The organism is Pseudomonas sp. 1L-C-7-B-C1 (assembly GCF_057291635.1).
In genome coordinates, this window is sequence record NZ_JBXAWH010000018.1 from 74,210 (window position 1) to 94,762 (window position 20,553).

At 59.6% G+C, this 20,553-nt stretch carries 15 protein-coding genes; 6 read left to right on the plus strand and 9 right to left on the minus strand.

The annotated features are described in order from the left end of the window. The first annotated feature begins 166 nt into the window (after positions 1–166). Positions 167–856 (plus strand): alpha/beta family hydrolase, encoded by a 690-nt coding sequence (locus tag AC0Z8Z_RS23990; protein WP_485620776.1) that lies wholly within the window; start codon positions 167–169, stop codon positions 854–856. Here the strand turns inward: AC0Z8Z_RS23990 and AC0Z8Z_RS23995 are convergent. The 3 genes from AC0Z8Z_RS23995 to AC0Z8Z_RS24005 form a co-directional block, all read right to left on the minus strand. Further along, positions 831–1,328: a hypothetical protein gene (locus AC0Z8Z_RS23995; RefSeq protein WP_485620777.1), complete on the minus strand. Its 498-nt coding sequence runs from the start codon at positions 1,326–1,328 to the stop codon at positions 831–833. The genes AC0Z8Z_RS23990 and AC0Z8Z_RS23995 overlap by 26 nt on opposite strands. A gap of 154 nt (positions 1,329–1,482) precedes the next feature. Further along, positions 1,483–3,393 carry a hypothetical protein gene (locus tag AC0Z8Z_RS24000; protein ID WP_485620778.1) on the minus strand — a complete coding sequence of 637 codons (1,911 nt, stop codon included), beginning with the start codon at positions 3,391–3,393 and terminating at the stop codon, positions 1,483–1,485. 71 nt (positions 3,394–3,464) lie between these two features. After that, positions 3,465–5,333 carry a hypothetical protein gene (locus tag AC0Z8Z_RS24005; RefSeq protein WP_485620779.1) on the minus strand — a complete coding sequence of 623 codons (1,869 nt, stop codon included), beginning with the start codon at positions 5,331–5,333 and terminating at the stop codon, positions 3,465–3,467. 752 nt (positions 5,334–6,085) lie between these two features. Here AC0Z8Z_RS24005 and AC0Z8Z_RS24010 point away from each other — a divergent pair. Next, the gene (locus AC0Z8Z_RS24010) at positions 6,086–7,999 is read left to right on the plus strand and encodes an autotransporter outer membrane beta-barrel domain-containing protein (protein ID WP_485620791.1); all 1,914 of its coding nucleotides are present in this window, start codon (positions 6,086–6,088) and stop codon (positions 7,997–7,999) included. Between the two features lie 74 nt (positions 8,000–8,073). On the opposite strand, the gene AC0Z8Z_RS24015 is transcribed toward AC0Z8Z_RS24010, so the two are convergent. From AC0Z8Z_RS24015 to acnA, 5 genes are all read right to left on the minus strand, one after another. Continuing rightward, on the minus strand, positions 8,074–8,739 hold the full coding sequence (locus AC0Z8Z_RS24015; RefSeq protein ID WP_122534393.1) for a hypothetical protein: 666 nt from the start codon (positions 8,737–8,739) through the stop codon (positions 8,074–8,076). Between the two features lie 422 nt (positions 8,740–9,161). Continuing rightward, positions 9,162–9,815, minus strand: a complete 654-nt coding sequence (locus tag AC0Z8Z_RS24020) for a hypothetical protein (protein ID WP_485620780.1) — start codon at positions 9,813–9,815, stop codon at positions 9,162–9,164. A gap of 279 nt (positions 9,816–10,094) precedes the next feature. Then, positions 10,095–11,660, minus strand: coding sequence for a methyl-accepting chemotaxis protein (locus tag AC0Z8Z_RS24025; RefSeq protein WP_485620781.1), 1,566 nt, complete (start codon positions 11,658–11,660; stop codon positions 10,095–10,097). Between the two features lie 100 nt (positions 11,661–11,760). After that, complete coding sequence (locus tag AC0Z8Z_RS24030; protein WP_485620782.1) at positions 11,761–12,552, minus strand: CPBP family intramembrane glutamic endopeptidase; 792 nt, start codon at positions 12,550–12,552, stop codon at positions 11,761–11,763. 336 nt (positions 12,553–12,888) lie between these two features. Next, complete coding sequence (acnA, locus tag AC0Z8Z_RS24035; protein ID WP_485620783.1) at positions 12,889–15,630, minus strand: aconitate hydratase AcnA; 2,742 nt, start codon at positions 15,628–15,630, stop codon at positions 12,889–12,891. Positions 15,631–15,865: 235 nt separating this feature from the next. Here acnA and rlmM point away from each other — a divergent pair, with 235 nt between their 5' ends. The 3 genes from rlmM to AC0Z8Z_RS24050 all read left to right on the plus strand — a co-directional run bounded on the left by rlmM (position 15,866) and on the right by AC0Z8Z_RS24050 (position 19,263). After that, entirely contained in the window at positions 15,866–16,933 is a 1,068-nt protein-coding gene (gene rlmM, locus AC0Z8Z_RS24040) for a 23S rRNA (cytidine(2498)-2'-O)-methyltransferase RlmM (protein WP_485620784.1), read from the plus strand. Between the two features lie 250 nt (positions 16,934–17,183). Next, positions 17,184–18,611 carry an FAD/NAD(P)-binding protein gene (locus AC0Z8Z_RS24045; protein ID WP_485620785.1) on the plus strand — a complete coding sequence of 476 codons (1,428 nt, stop codon included), beginning with the start codon at positions 17,184–17,186 and terminating at the stop codon, positions 18,609–18,611. 163 nt (positions 18,612–18,774) lie between these two features. Further along, entirely contained in the window at positions 18,775–19,263 is a 489-nt protein-coding gene (locus AC0Z8Z_RS24050; RefSeq protein ID WP_485620786.1) for a hypothetical protein, read from the plus strand. Here the strand turns inward: AC0Z8Z_RS24050 and soxR are convergent. Continuing rightward, on the minus strand, positions 19,254–19,715 hold the full coding sequence (gene soxR / locus AC0Z8Z_RS24055; protein WP_485620787.1) for a redox-sensitive transcriptional activator SoxR: 462 nt from the start codon (positions 19,713–19,715) through the stop codon (positions 19,254–19,256). The genes AC0Z8Z_RS24050 and soxR overlap by 10 nt on opposite strands. 179 nt (positions 19,716–19,894) lie before the next feature. Here soxR and AC0Z8Z_RS24060 point away from each other — a divergent pair, with 179 nt between their 5' ends. Further along, on the plus strand, positions 19,895–20,233 hold the full coding sequence (locus AC0Z8Z_RS24060) for an antibiotic biosynthesis monooxygenase (protein WP_485620788.1): 339 nt from the start codon (positions 19,895–19,897) through the stop codon (positions 20,231–20,233). The last annotated feature ends 320 nt before the right edge of the window (positions 20,234–20,553 follow it).

Here is a 20,553-nt window from a genome sequence, read left to right on the forward strand (position 1 = left end):
CTTGTTGCCGAAGTGCCGGGCCAGACTAACGCCCGGGAGCTGAACCCTTGCTGTCGGGACAAGGCAATCGGCGGGCAGGATCATGGCGCGCCGAGGTTGCTGCATAATGCCGGCCGTAGTGCCCGCCTCGGTGGGGGGTGAGTGAAGTTTTGAAAAAGAGACCGGCATGAGCAAACAACAGGCGGCGAAGCGAACGGCTGATCACTGCGCGCAACTGGCGCAAGAACACGGCTGGATCTGGGATGCGCCAACCGGCCCGGCGGCGAACGCGCCCTCGACGCTGATTCTCGCCCACGGCGCGGGCGCCCCGATGGACAGCGACTTCATGCACGACATCGCCACGCGCCTGGCGGCCTTGGGTGTCGGCGTGCTGCGCTTTGAGTTCCCCTACATGGCCCAGCGCCGAGTCGACGGGCGCAGACGACCGCCGAACCCTCAGCCGAAGTTGCTGGAGTGCTGGCATGGCGTGTACGCCGCAGTGCGTGCCGGTGTGAGCGGGCGGGTGGCAATCGGGGGCAAATCCATGGGCGGACGGATGGCCAGCGTCATTGCTGACGACGTGGAAGCCGATGGGTTGTTCTGTCTGGGCTATCCGTTCTACGCGGCAGGTAAACCCGAGAAACCGCGGGTCGCGCACCTGGCGGAACTGCGGACGCCGACGCTGATCGTTCAGGGCGAACGTGATGCTCTGGGCAACCGAGAGGCGGTTGAAGGATACAAGCTGTCGAAAGCCATTGACCTGCATTGGGTACCGACGGCCAACCATGACCTCAAACCGTTGAAATCATCGGGCCTCACTGTCGAGGCGTGCATGCAGGAAATCGCCGGGCTTATGGCGCGTCGGCTGATCGGATAGCGGGATGTTCCTTGGCGTTCAGGTCACAGACCAAGTCGAACAGGCCGTCGGTCACGTGAAAGTCCTTGGTCGGGACCGCAAACTCGAAGTTGCCATGCAGCGCGCCGGCTGCTGCATCGCAGCCCAGCAACGTGAGGTTGCCTTGCTGCAAATCGCGGGAGTGATAAATCTTCGCCATTCGCGTGGGGGTCAGGTGATAGATCACGGTGATCTGTTCGTTGCGCAGCAGGTTGTAGCTGCCGGGTGGCACTGTCTGGTCGATGAACAGGCCGATCATGGTGCGGTGCCGACGAACCGTGCCAGTGGCCAGGATCTTCCAGATTCGGCACGTGGTCGGATCCGACCGGCCCGGGCGCAGACACGCCATGGCACTCAGGCGGTGGGTGATGAAGGGGTGACCATTGACCGTGGCGCTGAACGTGCCGCGCGCCGCCGGTGCCTGCGGGCGTTGAAGTGGAGGTTTTGCGGGCATTTTTCTGAGCTTTCCGTGAACGGGTTTTAGGGGTGGTTTGGCGCTGCACGTTTAAGACGCCGTCGGGTGGCGACGACGTCTTTGAAAGGGGGTGCTGCTTAGGTGTCTCAAGCTTGCTGGCGCGCGTGAGTGGCTGATTCGCGAATCAGCGAATTTAGCGAATAGCAACGCCCAGGCTGGAATTGATGTGGAGCAGTTTGTAGTCCTTTCCGGTGTTGAGGTTTTTCACGTAATACCACTTCGCGCCGAACACGTTCTTGGCGACGGTGGACGACCAATAGTTGGCGTTGCCCATCGGCCAGCGGTTGCCGTAGGCGTTATAGATCTCGATCAGCTCATGGATACTCGGGATGCGCCCGCCGATGCGTTGGGCGGCGTTGGACATCTGGGTGTAGTTGCCGGAGCCCACGCCGTGGCATTCGATGACGCCGGTGACGGTTACGTCGTAACTCTGCTTCTCGCCCGCTGAATCGGTGACCGTGATGGTTGCCACGCCGTTGCCGCGCACCGACGTCCAGCCGGACGCTGCCACGACGGCCACCTTCGCATCGCTAGTCGAATAGGTGTAAGGAGGGCGACCGCCGCTGGCGATGCGATGGACCGTGGTACCGCTCGGGAATGTCGGCAGCAAATCCGGATGAGCGGGCAGCAGGTAGATCTTACCGGCCAGAGTCACCGGAGACGTGTCAAACATAATGCCCTCGCGCACCGATAGCTGAAGCGGCACGGACTCCATGTCGACGCCATTGCGCGTCACGATATAGGTCAGCGTCGCGGTGCTGCCGATACTCATCTCGATCAGCATCTTGGGTACGCCGAAAACCAGTTCAGTCATACCACCGACATTCATCATCATGGTCTCGAACGTACGCGCGCCGACCCATCGCACTCGCACCATATCCCGAGGGTCCATCCCGCGATAACTGACACGCACGATCGCGTCCCAGCCGGTAATCAGTGAAGGACGCAGAATGCCGTCCGGGCCTACTGTGTCGACGGTTGGCGCAGGCAGTTCCAGCGCGGCGCTCATGATCTTCAGCGCAAGTTTGGCCGATTCCTGCACGATGCCGCTGGTACGCGTCACGGTGTAGACTACCTCGACATTTTGTCCGTCATTTATCGTGACTACGCTGCCAGGGAACACCAGAGTCAACGCCTGACCGGCTTCGGCGGCGGAAATGAGCTTCTCCTGGCGATCGTTACCCTTCGGACCGTTCCACTGAGCAATGACCGTTTCGCCTTCGCGCAGATCAGCCGTGGCACCGATCACTAATGTGGCGCCATTCACCGCATCGGCCGGGTCCAGAATCTGACCCTCGGCTTCGCGAATCACCGGCGCCGGCAGAGGTTGGCGCATGCCCAGGTCAAGCTGGATCATCACCGGATCAGAAACCATCGACACGTTACCCGCACGGTCGGTCACGGTGTAGGTGACCGCAGAGGTCTGGCAGTCCGACAGTTCCATGAACGGACGCGTGAAGTCCACCATCACCCGGTTCAAGCCCATATCGTTGGCATCAACGACGGTCATCGGACCTTCCATCGAACCCCAGTAGGTGCGGATTTCGTCCCCTGCAGCCATGCCGCTGTAGCCTGCAATCTTGCCGGGAAGGATGTTGTTGAGGCCTTCCAGCTCGGCGGAGGTGAGGCCGTTCTGGATGACGTCAGGGAAAATGATGGGGGCGAGTTGAGGGGCGCCTGGGGCGGTTCGGTCGATGACCAGCGGAATAGTATCGGAATAGACCTCATATTGAGTGTTAGGACTGAAGATCCGATACCCCACGCGATGCACACCCTCAGCTAACAGGTCAACCGGGATTTCTACTTCCAGAAGGTCACCTGGCCTGTCCGTGCTTAAAATGATTTTCTCCGGTGGAACTTTTGCACCGTCAAATGCAAGTTGATACGTATAGCCGGTCTCGGCAGCCTCCCACACTGGGAAGTTAACTTTGACAGGGGCCGTGAGTTGTTCAATGGGCACCAATCCACCGTCAAGCGCAACCGGTATATTGGGTAGTTGCAAGGGGATAGGGGCTCTTGTTGGTTGGGTATTTTGCACGTTCATAGGATTACCTTAGTTGAAGTCGATCAAGGGTGGAATATTCCACCCTTGATTATGCTGGGTTCTGGTTTATGTTAAGCGCGCAGGGTGCACGCAGTTTCATTGGTGCGTCGCATGTCAACCGGTACGCGAGTGATACGTGAAGTCACCGCGCTTTGATTACTTCCAGCAGCAGGCTCTACTCGGATATAGGCCTCACAATATCCGTGGCAGATTGTCCGCAAGATATTGAAAGGCACTTGGAAGCTGTAGCCGTTCAGGACGTCTTGTTCATCTAGCTCGCGGGTCGCGGTAAACGTTGCTGCTTCGATTGGATTGTTAGTCAGGTCGAAGCCTTTGAAGGTAAAGAACAGTTTTTGGTTTTTTGAAATATTCACATAGGGCGTAATCAACCCTTTGGTGCCATTAGGTGCAACCACGAGCGAAATGTATCCGGTGGGAGTCAGCTCAAATACGGGGCCATCAATGCCATCGGCACCTCCAGGCAGTTCTTCCCTGGAACGCACTGTCACTGTCTGGGTTGGAGAAGGTGTCGGATTCGGGTTGCCGTCACGGACCACGGTATAGCGCACTGGGATTTCAGCACCGGTGCCTTGTGCCTTCATGATTGAGTTGACGATAGGGATAACAAGGTCTTTTTGAGCCGCCACGTCCTCCTCCGAAATTTGGTGCCACTGAAGCCGTTGTTGATCTCCCCAGAAAAGGTTCAGATTATCATTGAGCTTGAACTGATCATTCCACTGGACGATAGCGCGACTGTTCAGTTCATAGTCCTCCTCATCAATAAAGTTGTCGGTCTTGTCCGGGCTGTTAAGGCTAGTCCCTTGAACGATGGGCGCTAGTGCAGGCTCTGGGACAGGCAGGGTCAGAAATACCTCGATTTCTGTTGCCAGTGATGAACCGTTTAGCTGATTTTGTCGGGTTGTCTTGTAGGTGACAGAAACTTCACCTACTGGCTTCACCGCAATGGTTTCAAATGGCACACGGAATGAAATAACGATGTCCTCATCTTCATCGCCCGGGGGCAGTTGCACCGGGAACATGGGCGTGTCCTCACCCCAATACAAAGTAATTTGGTCAAACGCTGCCGCGCCTGGGTAGTGAGGGATGTCTACCTTCACGCCTGGACGAGCTTCCACGTAATCAATCAGTCCGCCAACGGCGGGGTCAACGATAGGAGCCGGATAGTTAACCGGGATTTCTTCGAGTAACAACAGGATGCTCGATTCAATCGAGAACTCGGACGTGTTGCCTGCGCGATCCGTCACCTTGTATTTGACGTCATGGGGCCCGGCAGGGATGGTCTCAAGAAAGTTTTTTGAGAAATTGAACAGGACTTTATTAAGTCCCATATCATCCTGAGTCACTGTTACGCTTGGGCCAGCGACATCACCCCAATAGCTTTCAATGACATCGTGTTTGGCCATGCCGGTGTAGCCAGCAACCTCAACGTCTAGTTTGTCGCCAAGGCGCGCCAGCTCCGCGGCAGTTAATCCATTCTGTACCTCTACTGGAAACTGAATGGCAGCGAGTTGGGGCTTGCCTGGGGCGGTACGGTCTATTACGACAGGGAAGACTTCAGAGAAGTCCTCAACAGTGGTATTTGGGCTGTACGTGCGGAAGGCGAGACTATGGAATCCTTCAGTTTGCAAGGTAACCGGGATTTCCAGAGTAAGTGGACTCCCTGGTCGCTCTTCAGGCTGGATAATTTTTTCTGGACCGTACGCGTCGCCGTCCCAGAGAAGCTGATATTTGTAGCCTGCCTCTGCACCCTCCCAGACCTTCAAGTCAACAGTGATTGGATTATCAAGTGCTGAAACTGGGATTAATCCAAAGTCGTCTTGATCGTGAAATGCGACTGCGATGTCTGGCGCTTCGATTGGAACTGGAGCGCGTCCGGATCGAGTGGAGATGATGGTGGGTGTCTGTTTAACATTATTCATAAAAAATCCCTCGTAGTTTTTTATTTGCGATTTCCGACATGGTTCGGATCGCATCTCGTTGAACTGGATTTCCCTAGTTCTCAATCTAACTAATACTAAAAATGACCGGGTGGCAACGTGGGCTTCGACCCGGCCTTGTAGGACTGAAGGCTTCTATGTAGGACGCATCCAAACCCATTTAAAAAAACTCATGCCGCTTTCTACAGCGTTATGCCCTGAATATAAGGCCTTTCGGTTTTTTAATGTAGGACGTATAGCTCAAATATTTGGGAGATTTCCTACACAATATTTTTTTAAATTTTCTTTTAGCTCTATCTACAATCCGCAGACTTCAGGTTTCATGATTTGGAGGAAGTCTCGTGTCAGCAGTACAAAGCTTGGCAAGTTTCAGATGTAGTTTGCTCGCACTCTCGGTGGGCCTTATGGGTCCGGTTGTGAGTCTAAATTCGGTACATGCAAGCGAACTGTTACTAACAACAGGACCGATCGCTGCGGGTGTCAGGAAAACCCTGCTAGAAGTGGCAGGTGTAAAACGAGAAGTCACGGTGGTGGACGGAGTCATTCATACCGTGGGCGCCTCGAGCGGCCTTGCCAGCTATAGCGTGATCAATGATGGTGTCATCAATATTCTTCCGGGCGGAGTTGCTGACTGGGTGGGTGTAGATAAGTCAACCTTGAACGTTCAAGATGGGGAGGTTAAAGGAGGTATAGAGATTTTTGGTGGTCAAGCCAACATAAATGATGCAAGCGTCATGCGCAGCGATCGCGCGGCTCTAGAGCTCATCATGAACGTAAAAGATCCAACCACGCTTTCCACCGCCCATGTTTCAGGTAGCACAATTAAAGGAGCCGGCTACGGGATCATGGTGTCTGCCATGGGTGAAATCTGGTTGAAGTCCACGCAGGTTGAAGGCTTAGGCACTTCAGCATCCTTGGCCGGAAACGGGGGCTTGAAGTTGTCGGGTGGCGTCGCACATGTGCTTGAAGGCAGCCATGTGATCGGAGAGGACAGCGGAGTTAATGTAATCAACGGAACGCACGGTCTCGTGAGTCAGACCAATTTCTTGGAAATTAATGCGTCCACCATTACCGCGCGAACCGGATCCGCAATCGAGGTTACCAGGCGGTCGGCGACGTCCGCTGACAAGACCACTGCGAATATCCTCATCGCTGATGATGCGGTATTGGAGGCAGGCAACGGTGTTCTGATTGATGTCAATCAGGAAAGCACCGCAGATGTAAAAGTGACCAACAGCACCCTCTACGGCGATTTCGTCGCCGATGACACCAGCACCCTCAACGTGGTGCTGCGCAATCACGGGCAGTTGAACGGGAATATCGTCAATGGCAATGCTGTGACCATCGATTCCAGTGGCCGCTGGCAATTTGCGGCGGATAACAGCGTTAACTCGCTTGCTCTGGACGGCGGCAGCGTTGGTTTCACCGGAGACGGCTTTCATTCGCTTTCTCTGGGCACGCTGTCCGGCCGTGGGCTTTTCGACATGCGTATCAACCTCGACGACGGCACCGGTGATTTGCTCAGCGTGAATGGGGAAGCCTCGGGCAGGCATCAACTGCGTATTCAAAACACCGGCACCGAAGCTGTTCCCGCCGAGTTCGACCCCCTTCGGGTGGTTCACACCGAAGGCGGGGATGCGGAGTTCGGGCTGGTGGGCGGTCGGGCGGACCTTGGGGTGTATTCCTATGAGCTTGAGCGCCAGGGGACGGACTGGTTCATCGTCGGGTCCGGCAAGGAGATCAGCCCGTCCACGAAAAGTGCGCTGGCGTTGTTCAACACGGCACCGACGGTGTGGAACAGCGAGTTGACGACGTTGCGCAGTCGCATGGGGGAAGTGCGTGGCCAGGAGCAGGGCGGCGGCTGGATGCGCACGTACGGCAGTCGCTTCAATGCGGCGCTGGATTCCGGCGTTGATTACAGCCAGAAGCAACAGGGTCTGTCGTTCGGTGCGGATGCGCCCGTGCCAGTGGGCAACGGCCAGTTGTTGCTCGGATTGATGGGCGGTTACAGCAAGTCCGATCTGGACATCGGCCGAGGCACTTCGGGTCAGGTCGACAGCTATTACGTCGGCGCGTATGGCACGTGGTTGTCGGAAGGCGGTTATTACCTGGACGGCGTGCTGAAACTCAACCAGTTCCATAACGAGTCCAAGGTGGCGATGAGCGATGGCACCAGGGCCAAGGGTGATTACAGCAGCAAGGCGTTGGGCGGGTCGCTGGAAGTCGGCAAGCACATAAAGCTGGGCGATGAGTATTTCGTCGAGCCGTTCGCGCAGGTGTCCAGCGTCTGGATCGATGGCAGCAGCTACACGCTGGACAACGGCATGCAGGCCAGGACCAACCAGACCCAGTCGGTGCTGGGCAAGGTCGGTAGTACCGTGGGACGCAGCTTCGCCCTGAAAGACGGCGGCGTGGCTAAGCCGTACGCACGGGTGGCGTTGGCCCACGAGTTCTCCCGCAGCAATGACGTCAGCGTGAACGGTCAGCGTTTTGACAACGACCTGTTCGGCTCCCGCGCAGAATTGGGCGCAGGTGTTTCGGTGTCGCTGTCCGAGCGACTCCAGGTGCACGCTGATTTCGATTACATGAAGGGTGAGCATGTTGAGCAGCCTTGGGGTGCGAACGTAGGTGTGCGTCTGGCGTTTTGATTCGCATTAGTTGATTAAATGGCGGTTCCGAGGCCCCGGCTGCAGCAATGCAGTCGGGGCCTTTTTACGTGGGCTTACGGCTTCGGCTGCATCCGGCGCCGTCGCGGTGGTCGGCCAGGGGACGAGCCCTTGCCGCGCCGCTTCCTCAGCCGGGGCAGGTTGACGGTCAAGGTTTCCGAGATGCCGACGAGCTTGGCGCGGCGCACCACTTCGTAGCGCACCTCGACGCATCCGCTTTCGTAGTCCGCCAGGGTTTCATTGTTGAGGTACTGAACCAGGCGAGGGCCTTTGCGGCCTTCTACCTTGCCGATGGTGGTGTAGAAGGTGTTGTGGCCCCAGCGCAGCTTCAGGTGATCCCCGAACCACAGCTTCGGCGAGCGCGGGATATTGATGTAGATGCCCACGTGCAGCTGTGCGTCGGTGGGGCCTTCGGGGTCGGCACCGGTGATGAAAGGCGCTTCGAATACCGGCGCCGGAGGCGGGTGCTTCATTTCGTGATGCCAAGGAAATCCCGGGGCGTTCTGCAGTTGGCCGGCGTAGACCATGGCCTGTTCAGCCGCACTTTTGCCCACGGGCGGCACTGCCTGCAGTTCTTCGTAGAGCGGGATTGAACTCTTGTCAGGTGATTTGCGTTTGGTCCTGCGGGTATTTTTGGGGTTTGGCACCGTTAACTTTTTATTGTTATCTGACTCGGTCGGTTGTGAGTGGGGGGATGGCTGGATATCCGTTTCATCTTCCATTGGAACTCCTTGATCAGATCGCTAGTGCGAGAATTACAGGATTGGGTGTTGTGCGCTTGCTTGTAGGACTGCGGCGCTGCACATGCCTATGATCGATTCGAAAAATAGGACTGTCAAACAAGCGAAGTGCATGGGATTGCATGGCTTCTTCGAAAAAAAATCGTGGTTGAATAGATCTTTGATGTGTGAATCGGGCCTTTTTTACGGCGTTTGTGAGTGTTTTTAATAATTATGTATCGCGCGTAGTCTATAAAATTTTGATAGTCCATCAGACGCTTCCTACGGTGATGTAGGTTCTTTGGAATCGAGACGCCCAAAAATAATTTAAATTATTTTTTGCTGGCTCATTTATTGACAAAACCTCCACGCATAAGCGTGGAGGGGGTTACTTTTGGTATTCAGTTGAATAGCGGGAAAGCTGGTTACAATTTAAGTGAAACCAGGGTCGGCAGGCTGGTGATGGACACATTGCCCGCCCGGTCGGTGACGACGTACTCGATGGACACGGTTTCGGCTGCATGGGCTTGCAGGTGTTCACGGCTGAACGGGATTTCGATGGGTCGGAGGGTGAGCTCATCCGCCTGGACCTGATGGGCCGGGCCTGCGACGCCGTTGAGTAATGTCTGGATGATATCGCCCGGTTCCATGCCGGCGTAGCCAGGGAGCAGGCCGACGAGTTGATCGCCGAAGGTGGCAGTGGGGAAGATGAGGGGAGCGAGGAGGGTGGCGCCGGGTTTGGTGCGGTCTATGCGAATCGTGGTCGACGGCGACTCAACAGTAATGCCACCTGGTATGTTTGTGACTCTGTAAGCGATTCGGTAGTGTCCGCCTTTCTCCAGTTCTTCTATGGGTAACGTAAGTGACAAGAGCGTTCCTGGTAGCGGCAGCGGCACAGGTATTGGTTGGGCCTGCCCAACCGTAATGCCATTGACCATCAGCTGAAAGACATCCCCCTCATCTGAGTACGCCCATGCCTCCACAACTACAGAAAGATTCTGGGTTATATCCGCGAGCTTTATGAGGCCATCACTATCAGCCACGGGTACAGAAGGTGCAACTAGACCTGCCGAATTCATAAGTATCTCCACTTGACGCATCTCTACACGCTATTTGCAGAAAATGCATATGATTAATTATCCAGATCAAAAAATACCCCACCCATGGTGGTAACTATTTATCGTCTTTCAATAATCAACTAATAGAGTTCGACAAATCCTGTCAACAGCAAAACCCTTGCTCCAAACCAAAAACTGCTTCCCCAAATGATTTTCAGAAATGTCCTACTTAAACCCCAACACAAACAAAAAGGCCCCGGCAGACGGTCTGCCGGGGCCTTCGCTTAACCCATCAATCACTCAGCGGTTAAAGCGCTCTACCAACGAGTATTGCGTGTTGGCTGTCTGGGTGAGTTCCGCGCTGAGCGTGGCAGAGCGACGGGCTTCGTCGGAGGTCTGGTCGGCCAGGTGCGCGATGGTGCTGATGTTGCGGCTCACCTCTTCTGCCACTGAGCTTTGCTCTTCGGTGGCGGCGGCGATCTGCGTGGTCATGTCGGTGATGTTGGCCACTGCGTCGCTGATGCCCACCAGCGCCCTGTCGGCCTCCATGACCTGCTCGACACCTTCTTCGGCCTGGCGGCGGCCTGTGTTCATGGTCTGCACCGCGTTGGTGGCCGTCTGTTGCAGCTTGGCGATAAGGGCGTGGATCTGGCCGGTGGATTCGGTCGTGCGTTGGGCCAATTGACGGACCTCATCGGCGACGACAGCAAAGCCGCGGCCCATCTCGCCCGCGCGGGCGGCTTCGATGGCCGCGTTCAACGCCAGCAGGTTGGTCTGGTCGGCGATACCTTTGATGACGTCGACAACGCCGCCAATTTCGTCGCTGTCTTTCGCCAGCTGGGTCACGGTCAGGCCGGTTTCGCCCACCGAAGCCGACAGACGCTGGATGGCCTCGCGGGTGTCGCTGGCGATCTCGCGGCCGCGACGGGTCAGTTCGTTTGCCTGCTGGGTGGCATCAGCGGTGCGCTGCACGTGATTGGCGACTTCCTGGGTGGTCGCGGCCATCTGGTTGACGGCGGTGGCGACCTGTTCGGTTTCGACGCGCTGACGTTCCAGGCCGGTGGAGCTGGCCTGCGCCAGGCTATCGGACTGCCGCGCCTGAGCGTTGAGGTGTTCGGCGGTGTCCTGCAGGCGGGTGAGGCAGGTCTTGAGACGGGCTTCCTGGCTGAGGATCGACATTTCCAGTCGTGCCTGTGCGCCGCGACTGTCGGTGTACATCTGTGCGATCAACGGGTCGGACGTGGTTTGCTCGGCCAGACGCAGCAGACGCTTGAGGCCGCGTTGTTGCCAGCTCAACCCCAGCAGGCCCAGCGGCACCGACAGGGCAGCCGCCAGCGCAAAGCCCCAGGGGGAGTTCAACCAGACGCCAATGAGAAAGCTCAGCTGGCTGACCAGGATGAACGGCAGCCAGTCCTGCAGCATCGGCAGCCATTTGTCGCGGCTTGGTACTGCGCTTTTGCCGTTGTTCAGGCGTTTGTACAGCGCTTCGGCGCGGGACACCTGTTCAGCGGTCGGCTTGATGCGCACGGACTCGAAGCCCACGACCTGCTTGTTCTCGAAGACCGGCGTGACGTAGGCGTTGACCCAGTAGTGGTCGCCGTTCTTGCAGCGGTTCTTGACGATCCCCATCCACGGCAAGCCCTGCTTGAGGGTGGCCCACATGTGTTCGAAGACCGCCGACGGCACGTCCGGATGGCGCACGGTGTTGTGGGGCGATTTGATCAGCTCATCCTTGGAAAAACCGCTGATTTCAATGAAGGCGTCGTTGCAATAGGTAATGACGCCGCGCGCATCGGTGGTGGAGATCAACCGTTGCTGCGCCGGGAAGGTCCGTTCGCGTTGAGTGATGGGCTGGTTATTTCGCATGAGCTATTCGATCCAGGAAGGCTGTCACGGGTTATCGGCTCGATGCGACAAAAATTAAGTTTTTGTGAACTGCTTCATATCCTGAATGTCGTGAAGACCCTTACCGGTCGAACATCGGATAGGTAAACAGGCTGAAATGCAGCAGGTTCAGACCGAAGTGGGTGAGCACGGCAGCGGGCAGCCCGCCCAGTCGATAGGCAACGCCATAACCCACACCCGCGATGCCCGCCAGAAGCGCCCATTCCCAGCCCGCGCCGATGTGCGCCAGGCCGAACAGTGCCGAGGCCATTCCGATTGCCAGAGCGTCGTGGCAGGGTAAGTGCTGCAGCCATCTCTTCAGGCTCCCTTGCAGATAACCCCGAAAAAGCAATTCTTCGGTCAGCGCGACCAGCAAGAGGTTGTTCAGCGCCCATATGCCCGTTTGCTCCGGCCACTTGGGCGACCAGCCGACAAGGCCCAGCACCATCGCCGTTGATAAACACGCTGCGGCGGTGACGGGCAAGGCGATGCTGGTGACGCTCAGCCAGCGTCGTGGGCTTAACGCAATAAACACCCACGGGCAGGCGATGGCGATCCAGAAGCCGATGAGGGGCTTGTCGAGATTCAGGTACATCGAATACGGCGCGGCCTCGGGGCTGAGGCGAACACCGGCAATCGCCCTGGCGCTGAGGAAGCCGGGCAGCCAGTGACTGGCCAGCCCCGCCGCAATGGCGATGAACAAGGCATGACCGAACAGGCGGACGGCGCGGTGCTGGAAATGGCTGACGCAGATGCCGGCCATGATCAGCAGTCCGAAGGTGATGACCACGGGAAGGCTGAGCTGGCCGTAGAGCAGCGCCAGACTGTAGCCAAGAGAGAGCAGGAAGAGGGAAGTCCAGCGTTGCGCCGACATGAAGTCGTCCTTGGGCGTCGGAATAGGCTGGCGATTTTAACGTTGATTAAACACGGGTGTATGTCGGATCAACGGGGGGTTGGTCCGATTATTTCGGGGATGCAGGGCGGGGGTTGTGTAGGGCGTTTCTGATAACGAGGGATTTGGTTTGGACACTGGCAACTTGCGGTGAGGCAGACGACGCCTTCCCGGCTAAAGCCGGTCCCACAAGTAGGACCGGCTTCAGCCGGGAAGGGGCCGGTTTGAGCATCATTAATATTGCGTTGTGGTATCTGACGCTTTCCCGGCTAAAGCCAGTCCCACTGACACCGAGACCGGCTTCAGCCGGGATGAGGCTCAGGAAGCAATCAGCTGCCGCAGCACGTAATGCAGGATCCCGCCCGCCTTGAAGTATTCCACTTCATTCAGGGTATCGATCCGACACAGCACGTCGATGTTTTGCTGCTGCCCGTCCTCCCGGGTGATCTGTACCGCCAGGCTCATGCCCGGTTGCAGCGTCGCGCCGGTGAGCCCGGTAATGTTCAGCACTTCCTTGCCGGTCAGGCCCAAAGTTTTACGGCTTTCGCCCGCCCTGAACTGCAGCGGCAGGACGCCCATGCCGACCAGGTTGGAACGGTGGATGCGCTCGAAACTCTCGGCGATCACCGCTTTGACCCCCAGCAGATTCGTCCCCTTCGCCGCCCAGTCGCGACTGGAACCCGTGCCGTATTCCTGACCGGCAATGACCACCAGCGGCGTGCCTTCCTCCTGGTAACGCATGGCCGCATCATAGATCGGCAGCTTCTCGTCGGTGGGCACGTGCAGCGTGTAGCCGCCTTCTTCGCCGCCGAGCATTTCGTTGCGGATGCGGATGTTGGCGAAGGTGCCGCGCATCATCACTTCATGGTTGCCGCGCCGCGAGCCGTACGAGTTGAAGTCCTTGTACTCCACGCCCTTGCTGCGCAGATAACGACCGGCCGGGCTGTCGAGTTTGATGTTGCCGGCGGGGGAGATGTGGTCGGTGGTCACCGAGTCGCCCAGCACCGCCAGCACGCGAGCCTGCTGCACGTCAGCTATGACCGGCAATGGCCCGGCCACGTCCTCGAAGAACGGCGGGTGCTGGATGTACGTCGAGTCCGGCTGCCAGACGTAGGTCGCCGCCTCGGGCACCTCAATGGCCTGCCACTGCGCGTCGCCGGCGAAGACCTCGGCGTATTCCTTGTGAAACATGCCTGTGCTGACGTTCATGACCGCGTCGGCGATTTCCTGCTGGGTCGGCCAGATGTCACGCAGGTACACCGGCTGGCCGTCGCTGCCTTCGCCCAGGGGTTCGCTGCTCAGGTCGGTGCGCACGGTGCCGGCCAACGCGTAAGCGACCACCAGCGGCGGTGAGGCCAGCCAGTTGGTTTTCACCAGCGGGTGCACGCGGCCCTCGAAATTGCGGTTGCCCGACAGCACCGACGCGACAGTCAGGTCCGACTGCTGAATGGCTTTTTCGATTGGATCAGGCAATGGCCCCGAGTTGCCAATACAAGTGGTGCAGCCGTAGCCCACCAGGTCGAAGCCCAACTTATCGAGATACTCCGTCAGACCGGCGGCGTTGTAGTAATCGGTCACGACCTTCGAGCCCGGCGCCAGCGAGCTCTTCACCCACGGTTTGCGCTGCAGGCCCTTCTCCACGGCCTTTTTCGCCAGCAGGCCGGCCGCCATCATCACGCTAGGGTTTGAGGTGTTGGTGCAGGACGTGATGGCCGCAATGACCACCGCGCCGTTCTTCAGGCGGTAAGTCTGTCCGTTGTATTCATACTCAGCCTCGCCCACCTGCGCGGCGTTGCCCACCGCGACACCGCCGCCGCCTTCGCTTTCCAGTCGGCCTTCTTCGTGTTTGCTCGGGCTGACCGCCAGGCCGAGGAAGTCACTGAAGGCCTTGGACACATCGGGAAGGGCGACGCGGTCTTGCGGACGTTTAGGCCCTGCGAGGCTCGCGACCACCGAGCCCATGTCCAGCTCCAGCGCATCGGTGAACGCCGGTTCCTGACCGGGCAAGCGCCACAGGCCCTGAGCTTTGCAATAGGCCTCAACCAATTGCACCGTTTCGTCCGGACGCCCCGACAGTCGGAGGTAATCCAGCGTGACATCGTCGACCGGGAAGAAGCCGCACGTCGCGCCGTATTCCGGGGCCATGTTGGCAATGGTGGCCCGGTCCGCCAGCGGCAGGTCCGCCAGGCCATCGCCATAGAATTCGACGAACTTACCGACCACGCCTTTCTTGCGCAGCATTTGCGTCACGGTCAGCACCAGGTCGGTGGCGGTGATGCCTTCGCGCAGTTTGCCGGTGAGCTTGAAGCCGATGACTTCCGGAATCAGCATCGACACCGGTTGGCCGAGCATGGCCGCTTCCGCTTCGATGCCGCCGACGCCCCAGCCCAGTACGCCGAGGCCGTTGATCATGGTGGTGTGGGAATCGGTACCGACCAGGGTGTCCGGGAAGGCGTAAGTGCGGCCGTCTTCTTCCTTGGTCCACACGGTGCGGCCGAGGTATTCCAGGTTGACCTGATGGCAGATTCCGGTGCCCGGCGGCACCACGCTGAAGTTATCGAACGCATTCTGGCCCCAGCGCAGGAACGCGTAACGCTCGCCGTTGCGCTGCATCTCGATGTCGACGTTCTCGCCGAAGGCCTTGTCGTCGCCGAAGCGGTCGACCATGACCGAGTGATCGATGACCAGATCCACCGGCGACAGCGGGTTGATGCGCTGGGGATCGCCACCGGCCTTGGCCACGGCGGCGCGCATGGCGGCCAGGTCAACCACCGCCGGCACGCCGGTGAAATCCTGCATCAGCACGCGGGCGGGGCGGTACTGGATTTCGCGGTGGGATTTGCGCTCGATCAGCCAGTCGGCGAGGGCCTTGAGGTCGTCGCCGGTTACCGTATGGTTGTCTTCCCAGCGCAGCAGGTTTTCCAGCAGCACCTTGAGCGACATCGGCAGTTTGTCGAGATCGCCCAGCGTGCGCGCGGCATCCGGGAGGCTGAAGTAGTGGTAGGTCTTGTTGCTGACTTCGAGGGTTTTGAGGCTTTTCAGGCTATCGAGGGAGGGCATGACTGACTCCTTGACGGTCCGTGCAGTACGCGCGGACGGGCGATCGACGGTAAGACGGGTATTGCTTCGGCGCTCTGGGCGGCGCCTTTGAATGTTCATTGAGTAGTACTGGACCCACCGGCTGAGCCAGTGGTTCCTGATTCGGCTATCATGCGCCGCTTTCGAGTCATTGAGGTTAGTCCTCATGTACAGCTTGCGCCGCGACCCGATTCGTGGCGCGCGAGGAGACCGTCCCGTGAACACCCTTTTCATGCATTGCCGCCCCGGCTTCGAAAGCGAGGTCTGCTCGGAGCTCAGCGAGCACGCCGCCCGCCTCGAGGTGTCCGGCTACGCCAAGGCCAAGACCGACGCCGCCTTTGCCGAATTCATCTGCACCGAGGCCGAGGGTGCCGAGCGGCTGATGAACAATCTCAAGTTCCGCGAACTGATTTTCCCCCGGCAGTGGGCCCGTGGCGTGTTTGTCCAGTTGCCTGAGACCGACCGCATCAGCGTGATCCTCGAACACATGGCCGGCTTTGCGCCGTGCGGCAGCCTGTGGCTGGAAGTGGTCGACACCAACGACGGCAAAGAGCTTTCGACCTTCTGCCGCAAGTTCGAAGGGCCGTTGCGCAAGGCCTTGGAAAAGGCCGGCAAACTGGTCGACAACCCGAGCCTGCCGCGCCTGCTGCTGACGTTCAAAAGCGGGCGCGAAGTGTTCCTCGGCCTGGCCGATGCCAATAACTCGGCGATGTGGCCCATGGGCATTCCGCGCTTGAAATTTCCCCGGGAAGCGCCCAGCCGCTCCACCCTCAAGCTCGAAGAGGCCTGGCACCACTTCATCCCCCGGGATCAGTGGGACGAGCGTCTGTCGGGCGACATGACTGGGGTCGACCTCGGTGCTGCGCCTGGTGGCTGGACCTATCAGCTGGTGCGCCGCGGCATGCTGGTCACTGCGATCGATAACGGGCCGATGGCCGAAAGCTTGATGGACACCGGGCTGGTGCAGCACTTGATGGCGGACGGCTTTACCTTCAAGCCGCGTCAGCCGGTGGACTGGATGGTCTGCGACATCGTCGAAAAGCCCGCACGCAACGCCGCGCTGCTGGAAACCTGGCTGGGCGAAGGTCTGTGCCGCGAGGCCGTGGTCAACCTCAAATTGCCGATGAAGCAGCGTTACGCCGAGGTGCGGCGTCTGCTGGAGCGCATCGAAGACGGCTTCAAGGCCCGCGGCGTGAAAGTCGCCATCGGTTGCAAGCAGCTGTACCACGACCGCGAAGAAGTGACCTGCCATCTGCGGCGGCTGGACATGAAACGCAAGGGCTGACGGTTGGGCGGGATCCCCATGTGGGAGTGAGCTTGCTCACGAAGGGGCCGGGACATTCAGTCAATTTCTCTGGGGATTGAAGGTAAGTCTTCGCGAGCAAGCTCGCTCCCACGGGATAGTGGTCTGCTCGAGCTCTCCGGCACGCAACATTCGATCAGCAAACCGCCGCCGATTGTCCTGTTTGAATCCGCTGCCACGCTGTTCATAATCAGCGGTGCGCGCCCGCGGGGCGAAGACAAGGGGAGACGTAATGAGCGCTGAACACACTGGACCTGACGCCGACATTTTCATTGTCGGCGGTGGCCTCAGCGGCACAATGCTGGCCGTGCAGCTGCTGCGCCTGCCGGGGCAACGGCGCATTGTCATCGTCGAGTCACGCAGCGAGTTGGGTCGCGGCGAGGCCTACAGCGCCACCGAGCTGGGCCATACGCTGAACGGCAACGCTGCGCGCATGAGCGTCGACCCCGACGATGCCGACGATCTCACCCGCTGGCTGACCGACTATATCGCCGGCGGCGGCTGGCCGGAGTCTGATCAGCAGCACGTGCCGGTGGCCGAGCTGTTTCCGCCCCGCGGGATGTTCGGGCTCTACGTTCAGCAGCGCCTGGCCGAGGCCCGGGTGGTCGGCGAGCGCTACGGTTCGACCGTCGAGCACGTGCGTGGCGAAGTCACCGACCTGCAGACTGACGCGGCCGGCCTGCGCCTCACCCTCGCCAGCGGTGAGCACCTGACCGGCCGCTTCGGTGTGTTGGCAACGGGCATGTTCGCCGCCGCGCGCACGCCTCAGCGCGATTCAAACGCCCTCAACGCCGCCGCCGTCGATCCGTGGGACGTAAACGCCATGGGCCAGCTCGACCCCCAGGGCCGAGTGCTGATCATCGGCTCGGGCCTGACCATGGTCGACGCCGTGGTGTCTCTGGAGCAGGCAGGCCATCGTGGGCCCATCGACGTGTTTTCCCGCCACGGTCTGCTGCCCCACGTGCGCCGTCAGCCGCCGACATGGCCCGACTTCCTCGCCGCCGACCCAAGCCTGCGCAGCACCCTGCAACTGGTCAGGGCCTTGCGCGAGCAGTGCGCCCGGGCGGCGGAGCAGGGTATCGACTGGCAGGCGCCCCTCGACACGGTGCGCGTGCATATTCCACGGCTGTGGAGTCAGGCGTCTGACCTGCAGCGGCGCCAATTCGTACGTCACGTCCGGCCGTGGTGGGAAAGCCATCACCACCGTTCGCCGCCGCCCAGCGCGCACTTGCTGGGCAGGCTGATCGACGAAGGGCGCTTGAACATCCACGCCGCTTCATTGCTCAGCGTGGGAAGCGCCGAGGCAGGTCAGATTTGCATCAGCGTTCGCTATCGCGGCCAGGACAAGGCCACCACAGAGAGCGGCGCAGCGCTGATCAACTCGACCGGGATTCAATACGACTGGCGCCGGGTTGATCGTGCCTTGCCGCGCAATCTGCTGGCGCGTGGCCTGATTCAGCCGGGGCCGCTGGCGCTGGGGATCGCCGCCGATGCGGGTGGCGCGGTGATGGACGCTGAAGGGCGGGTCTCGACGCGGCTCTATGCCATGGGCCCGCCCTTGCGCGGCCTGTGGTGGGAAAGCACCGCCGTGACCGACGTGGCGTTGCAGGCCAAAGCGCTGGCGGCACGGCTGGCGGCGTCGAGCACCGTACCGTCCTAAGGCGCAGGAAATTGTGTCGACCGCGACACACTTTCAGCAGCCCCTCCTAAAGCACCCTCCAAACGAGCCGAAAGCCCATTATCGATCCGGTAAGACCGCCCGCTTTTCATCGCGAGGCGGTAGGGACGTCAGCGATCGGACAAGGCTATGGAGGCCAGTCGTCATGTTGAGCTTGAGTTTCAGAAACCCTGCAGAAGCGGCATTACTGCTGCCGCAAACCGTTGCGCCGACCCCCCTCGGCACTGACGACCCGCAACAGAGCCTCAGCGCCGCCGATCAGGTGCGTCAGGGCATCGAAGTACTGCTTTCACCGGACGCGCAGAAAGCGGCGAAGAAGGGTGACAAGAACGCCGACATCGACGCTACGCACCTGCCTGACCGGATCAAGGAGCAGCTCAAGCTGATCCGCTCGATTCAGGAGCGCATTGCCAAACGCATGCAGGACATGCAGGCATTCATGAACGACCGGTCGCTCTCGCCCCGCGCCCGGGAGGGCAAGATGCGTCAGTTGCAGATGGAAATCATGGCCATGACCAACTCGCTCATTCAGGCCACTAATCAGCTCAATCAAGCGATGCAGCAGATGCATCTGTCAGTGGCGGACCAGACCCTCGCTGGCACCCTGGTCAGTCCGCAAAACCTTCAATCCTGATCCAGCAGGCGCGGCCCGGCGCCTTGCTCGCTCAGGCTGTCGCCGAAGTTACGCAGCGGGCAGGCCTCCATCGACAGGCAGCCGCAACCGATGCAGCCATTGAGTTGGTCGCGCAGGGCGGTGAGGCGGTTGATGCGTTCATCCAGATCGGCTTTCCAGCGCTCGGATAACCGGGTCCAGTCTGCAACGCTGGGCGCGCGGTCCTGAGGCAGGGTCTGCAGCGCGGTCTGGATGGTCGCCAGCGGAATGCCCAGGCGCTGCGCGGTTTTGATCAACGCCACCCGGCGCAGCACATCCCTGGGATAGCGACGCTGATTGCCGGCGTTGCGCTGGCTGCTGATCAGACCTTTGGCCTCGTAAAAGCGCAGCGCGGTAACAGCCACACCGCTGCGGGCGGACAGTTGGCCGACGGTGAGTTCGCGGGCGATGGGCGGGATGTCCTGGGTGAGCATGCAATCTTCCTGTCTGCGGAACGACGCTTGACCTACAGTTAACTGGAGGTTTTATCCTGCGCAGCATCGCTTGCCTGGATGGGCTTGGCAAGTGGCGCACCGGCGCAAGAAACGTATCGGGCCTTGCCGGTTTGCGCAGCATCCTGTTCAGCAACATCCGTCATTCGTGGAGAACGTTCATGACACCAGCAGCCGCTCATCTACCCTACAGACAGTTCGTTGAGTTCGCCGTCGATCCCCACCATCAGGCCGGGCTGGTTGTGGCGCTCAGCGAGCGTTTCGAGCGATTCACGCGCACTTACCCAGGCTTTGTCCGGGCCAGTGTGCAGGTGAGTGAAGACCGCCAGCGGGTGCTGAGCCATGTGCAGTGGCTGTCGAAGAGCGACTGCGAGCGCGCGTTCGAGAACGCCGAGCAGGGCGAAGGGGATATGTGGGAACTGATCCGTCAACATCGGGCGACGTCGATGATCTTTAACGCGTACGAAGTGGCGGGGGAAGTCGTAGGACCGCGTCCGTGACAAGCACATAGTGGGAGTGACCGGGGTGGCGCTCCACCTTACTCACGAATACGCCAGAACAGCCAGCCACCTCTCTGGAGAATGACAGTAAGCCTTCGCGAGCAAGCTCGCTCCCACGGGATCGTGGTCTGCCCCAGAAATTCGGCAGCCGCAGGACAGGTGGGAGTGAGCTTGCTCACGAAGAGGCCGGTGCATTCAGCCACTTTCTTCCGGGCTGGAAGTAAACCTTCGCGAGCAAGCTCGCTCCCACGGGATCGTGGTCTGCCCCAGAAATTCGGCAGCCGCAGGACAGGTGGGAGTGAGCTTGCTCACGAAGAGGC

Excerpts from the sequence above, each read along its gene's own strand:
- AC0Z8Z_RS24025 (WP_485620781.1), bottom strand. The coding sequence starts at position 11,660 with ATGCGAAATAACCAGCCCATCACTCAACGCGAACGGACCTTCCCGGCG.
- AC0Z8Z_RS24000 (WP_485620778.1), bottom strand. The coding sequence starts at position 3,393 with ATGAACGTGCAAAATACCCAACCAACAAGAGCCCCTATCCCCTTGCAA.
- AC0Z8Z_RS24050 (WP_485620786.1), top strand. The coding sequence starts at position 18,775 with ATGTTGAGCTTGAGTTTCAGAAACCCTGCAGAAGCGGCATTACTGCTG.
- AC0Z8Z_RS24045 (WP_485620785.1), top strand. The coding sequence starts at position 17,184 with ATGAGCGCTGAACACACTGGACCTGACGCCGACATTTTCATTGTCGGC.
- acnA (WP_485620783.1), bottom strand. The coding sequence starts at position 15,630 with ATGCCCTCCCTCGATAGCCTGAAAAGCCTCAAAACCCTCGAAGTCAGC.
- AC0Z8Z_RS24015 (WP_122534393.1), bottom strand. The coding sequence starts at position 8,739 with ATGGAAGATGAAACGGATATCCAGCCATCCCCCCACTCACAACCGACC.
- AC0Z8Z_RS23995 (WP_485620777.1), bottom strand. The coding sequence starts at position 1,328 with ATGCCCGCAAAACCTCCACTTCAACGCCCGCAGGCACCGGCGGCGCGC.
- AC0Z8Z_RS24060 (WP_485620788.1), top strand. The coding sequence starts at position 19,895 with ATGACACCAGCAGCCGCTCATCTACCCTACAGACAGTTCGTTGAGTTC.
- AC0Z8Z_RS23990 (WP_485620776.1), top strand. The coding sequence starts at position 167 with ATGAGCAAACAACAGGCGGCGAAGCGAACGGCTGATCACTGCGCGCAA.
- AC0Z8Z_RS24005 (WP_485620779.1), bottom strand. The coding sequence starts at position 5,333 with ATGAATAATGTTAAACAGACACCCACCATCATCTCCACTCGATCCGGA.
- AC0Z8Z_RS24030 (WP_485620782.1), bottom strand. The coding sequence starts at position 12,552 with ATGTCGGCGCAACGCTGGACTTCCCTCTTCCTGCTCTCTCTTGGCTAC.
- AC0Z8Z_RS24020 (WP_485620780.1), bottom strand. The coding sequence starts at position 9,815 with ATGAATTCGGCAGGTCTAGTTGCACCTTCTGTACCCGTGGCTGATAGT.
- soxR (WP_485620787.1), bottom strand. The coding sequence starts at position 19,715 with ATGCTCACCCAGGACATCCCGCCCATCGCCCGCGAACTCACCGTCGGC.
- AC0Z8Z_RS24010 (WP_485620791.1), top strand. The coding sequence starts at position 6,086 with ATGCGCAGCGATCGCGCGGCTCTAGAGCTCATCATGAACGTAAAAGAT.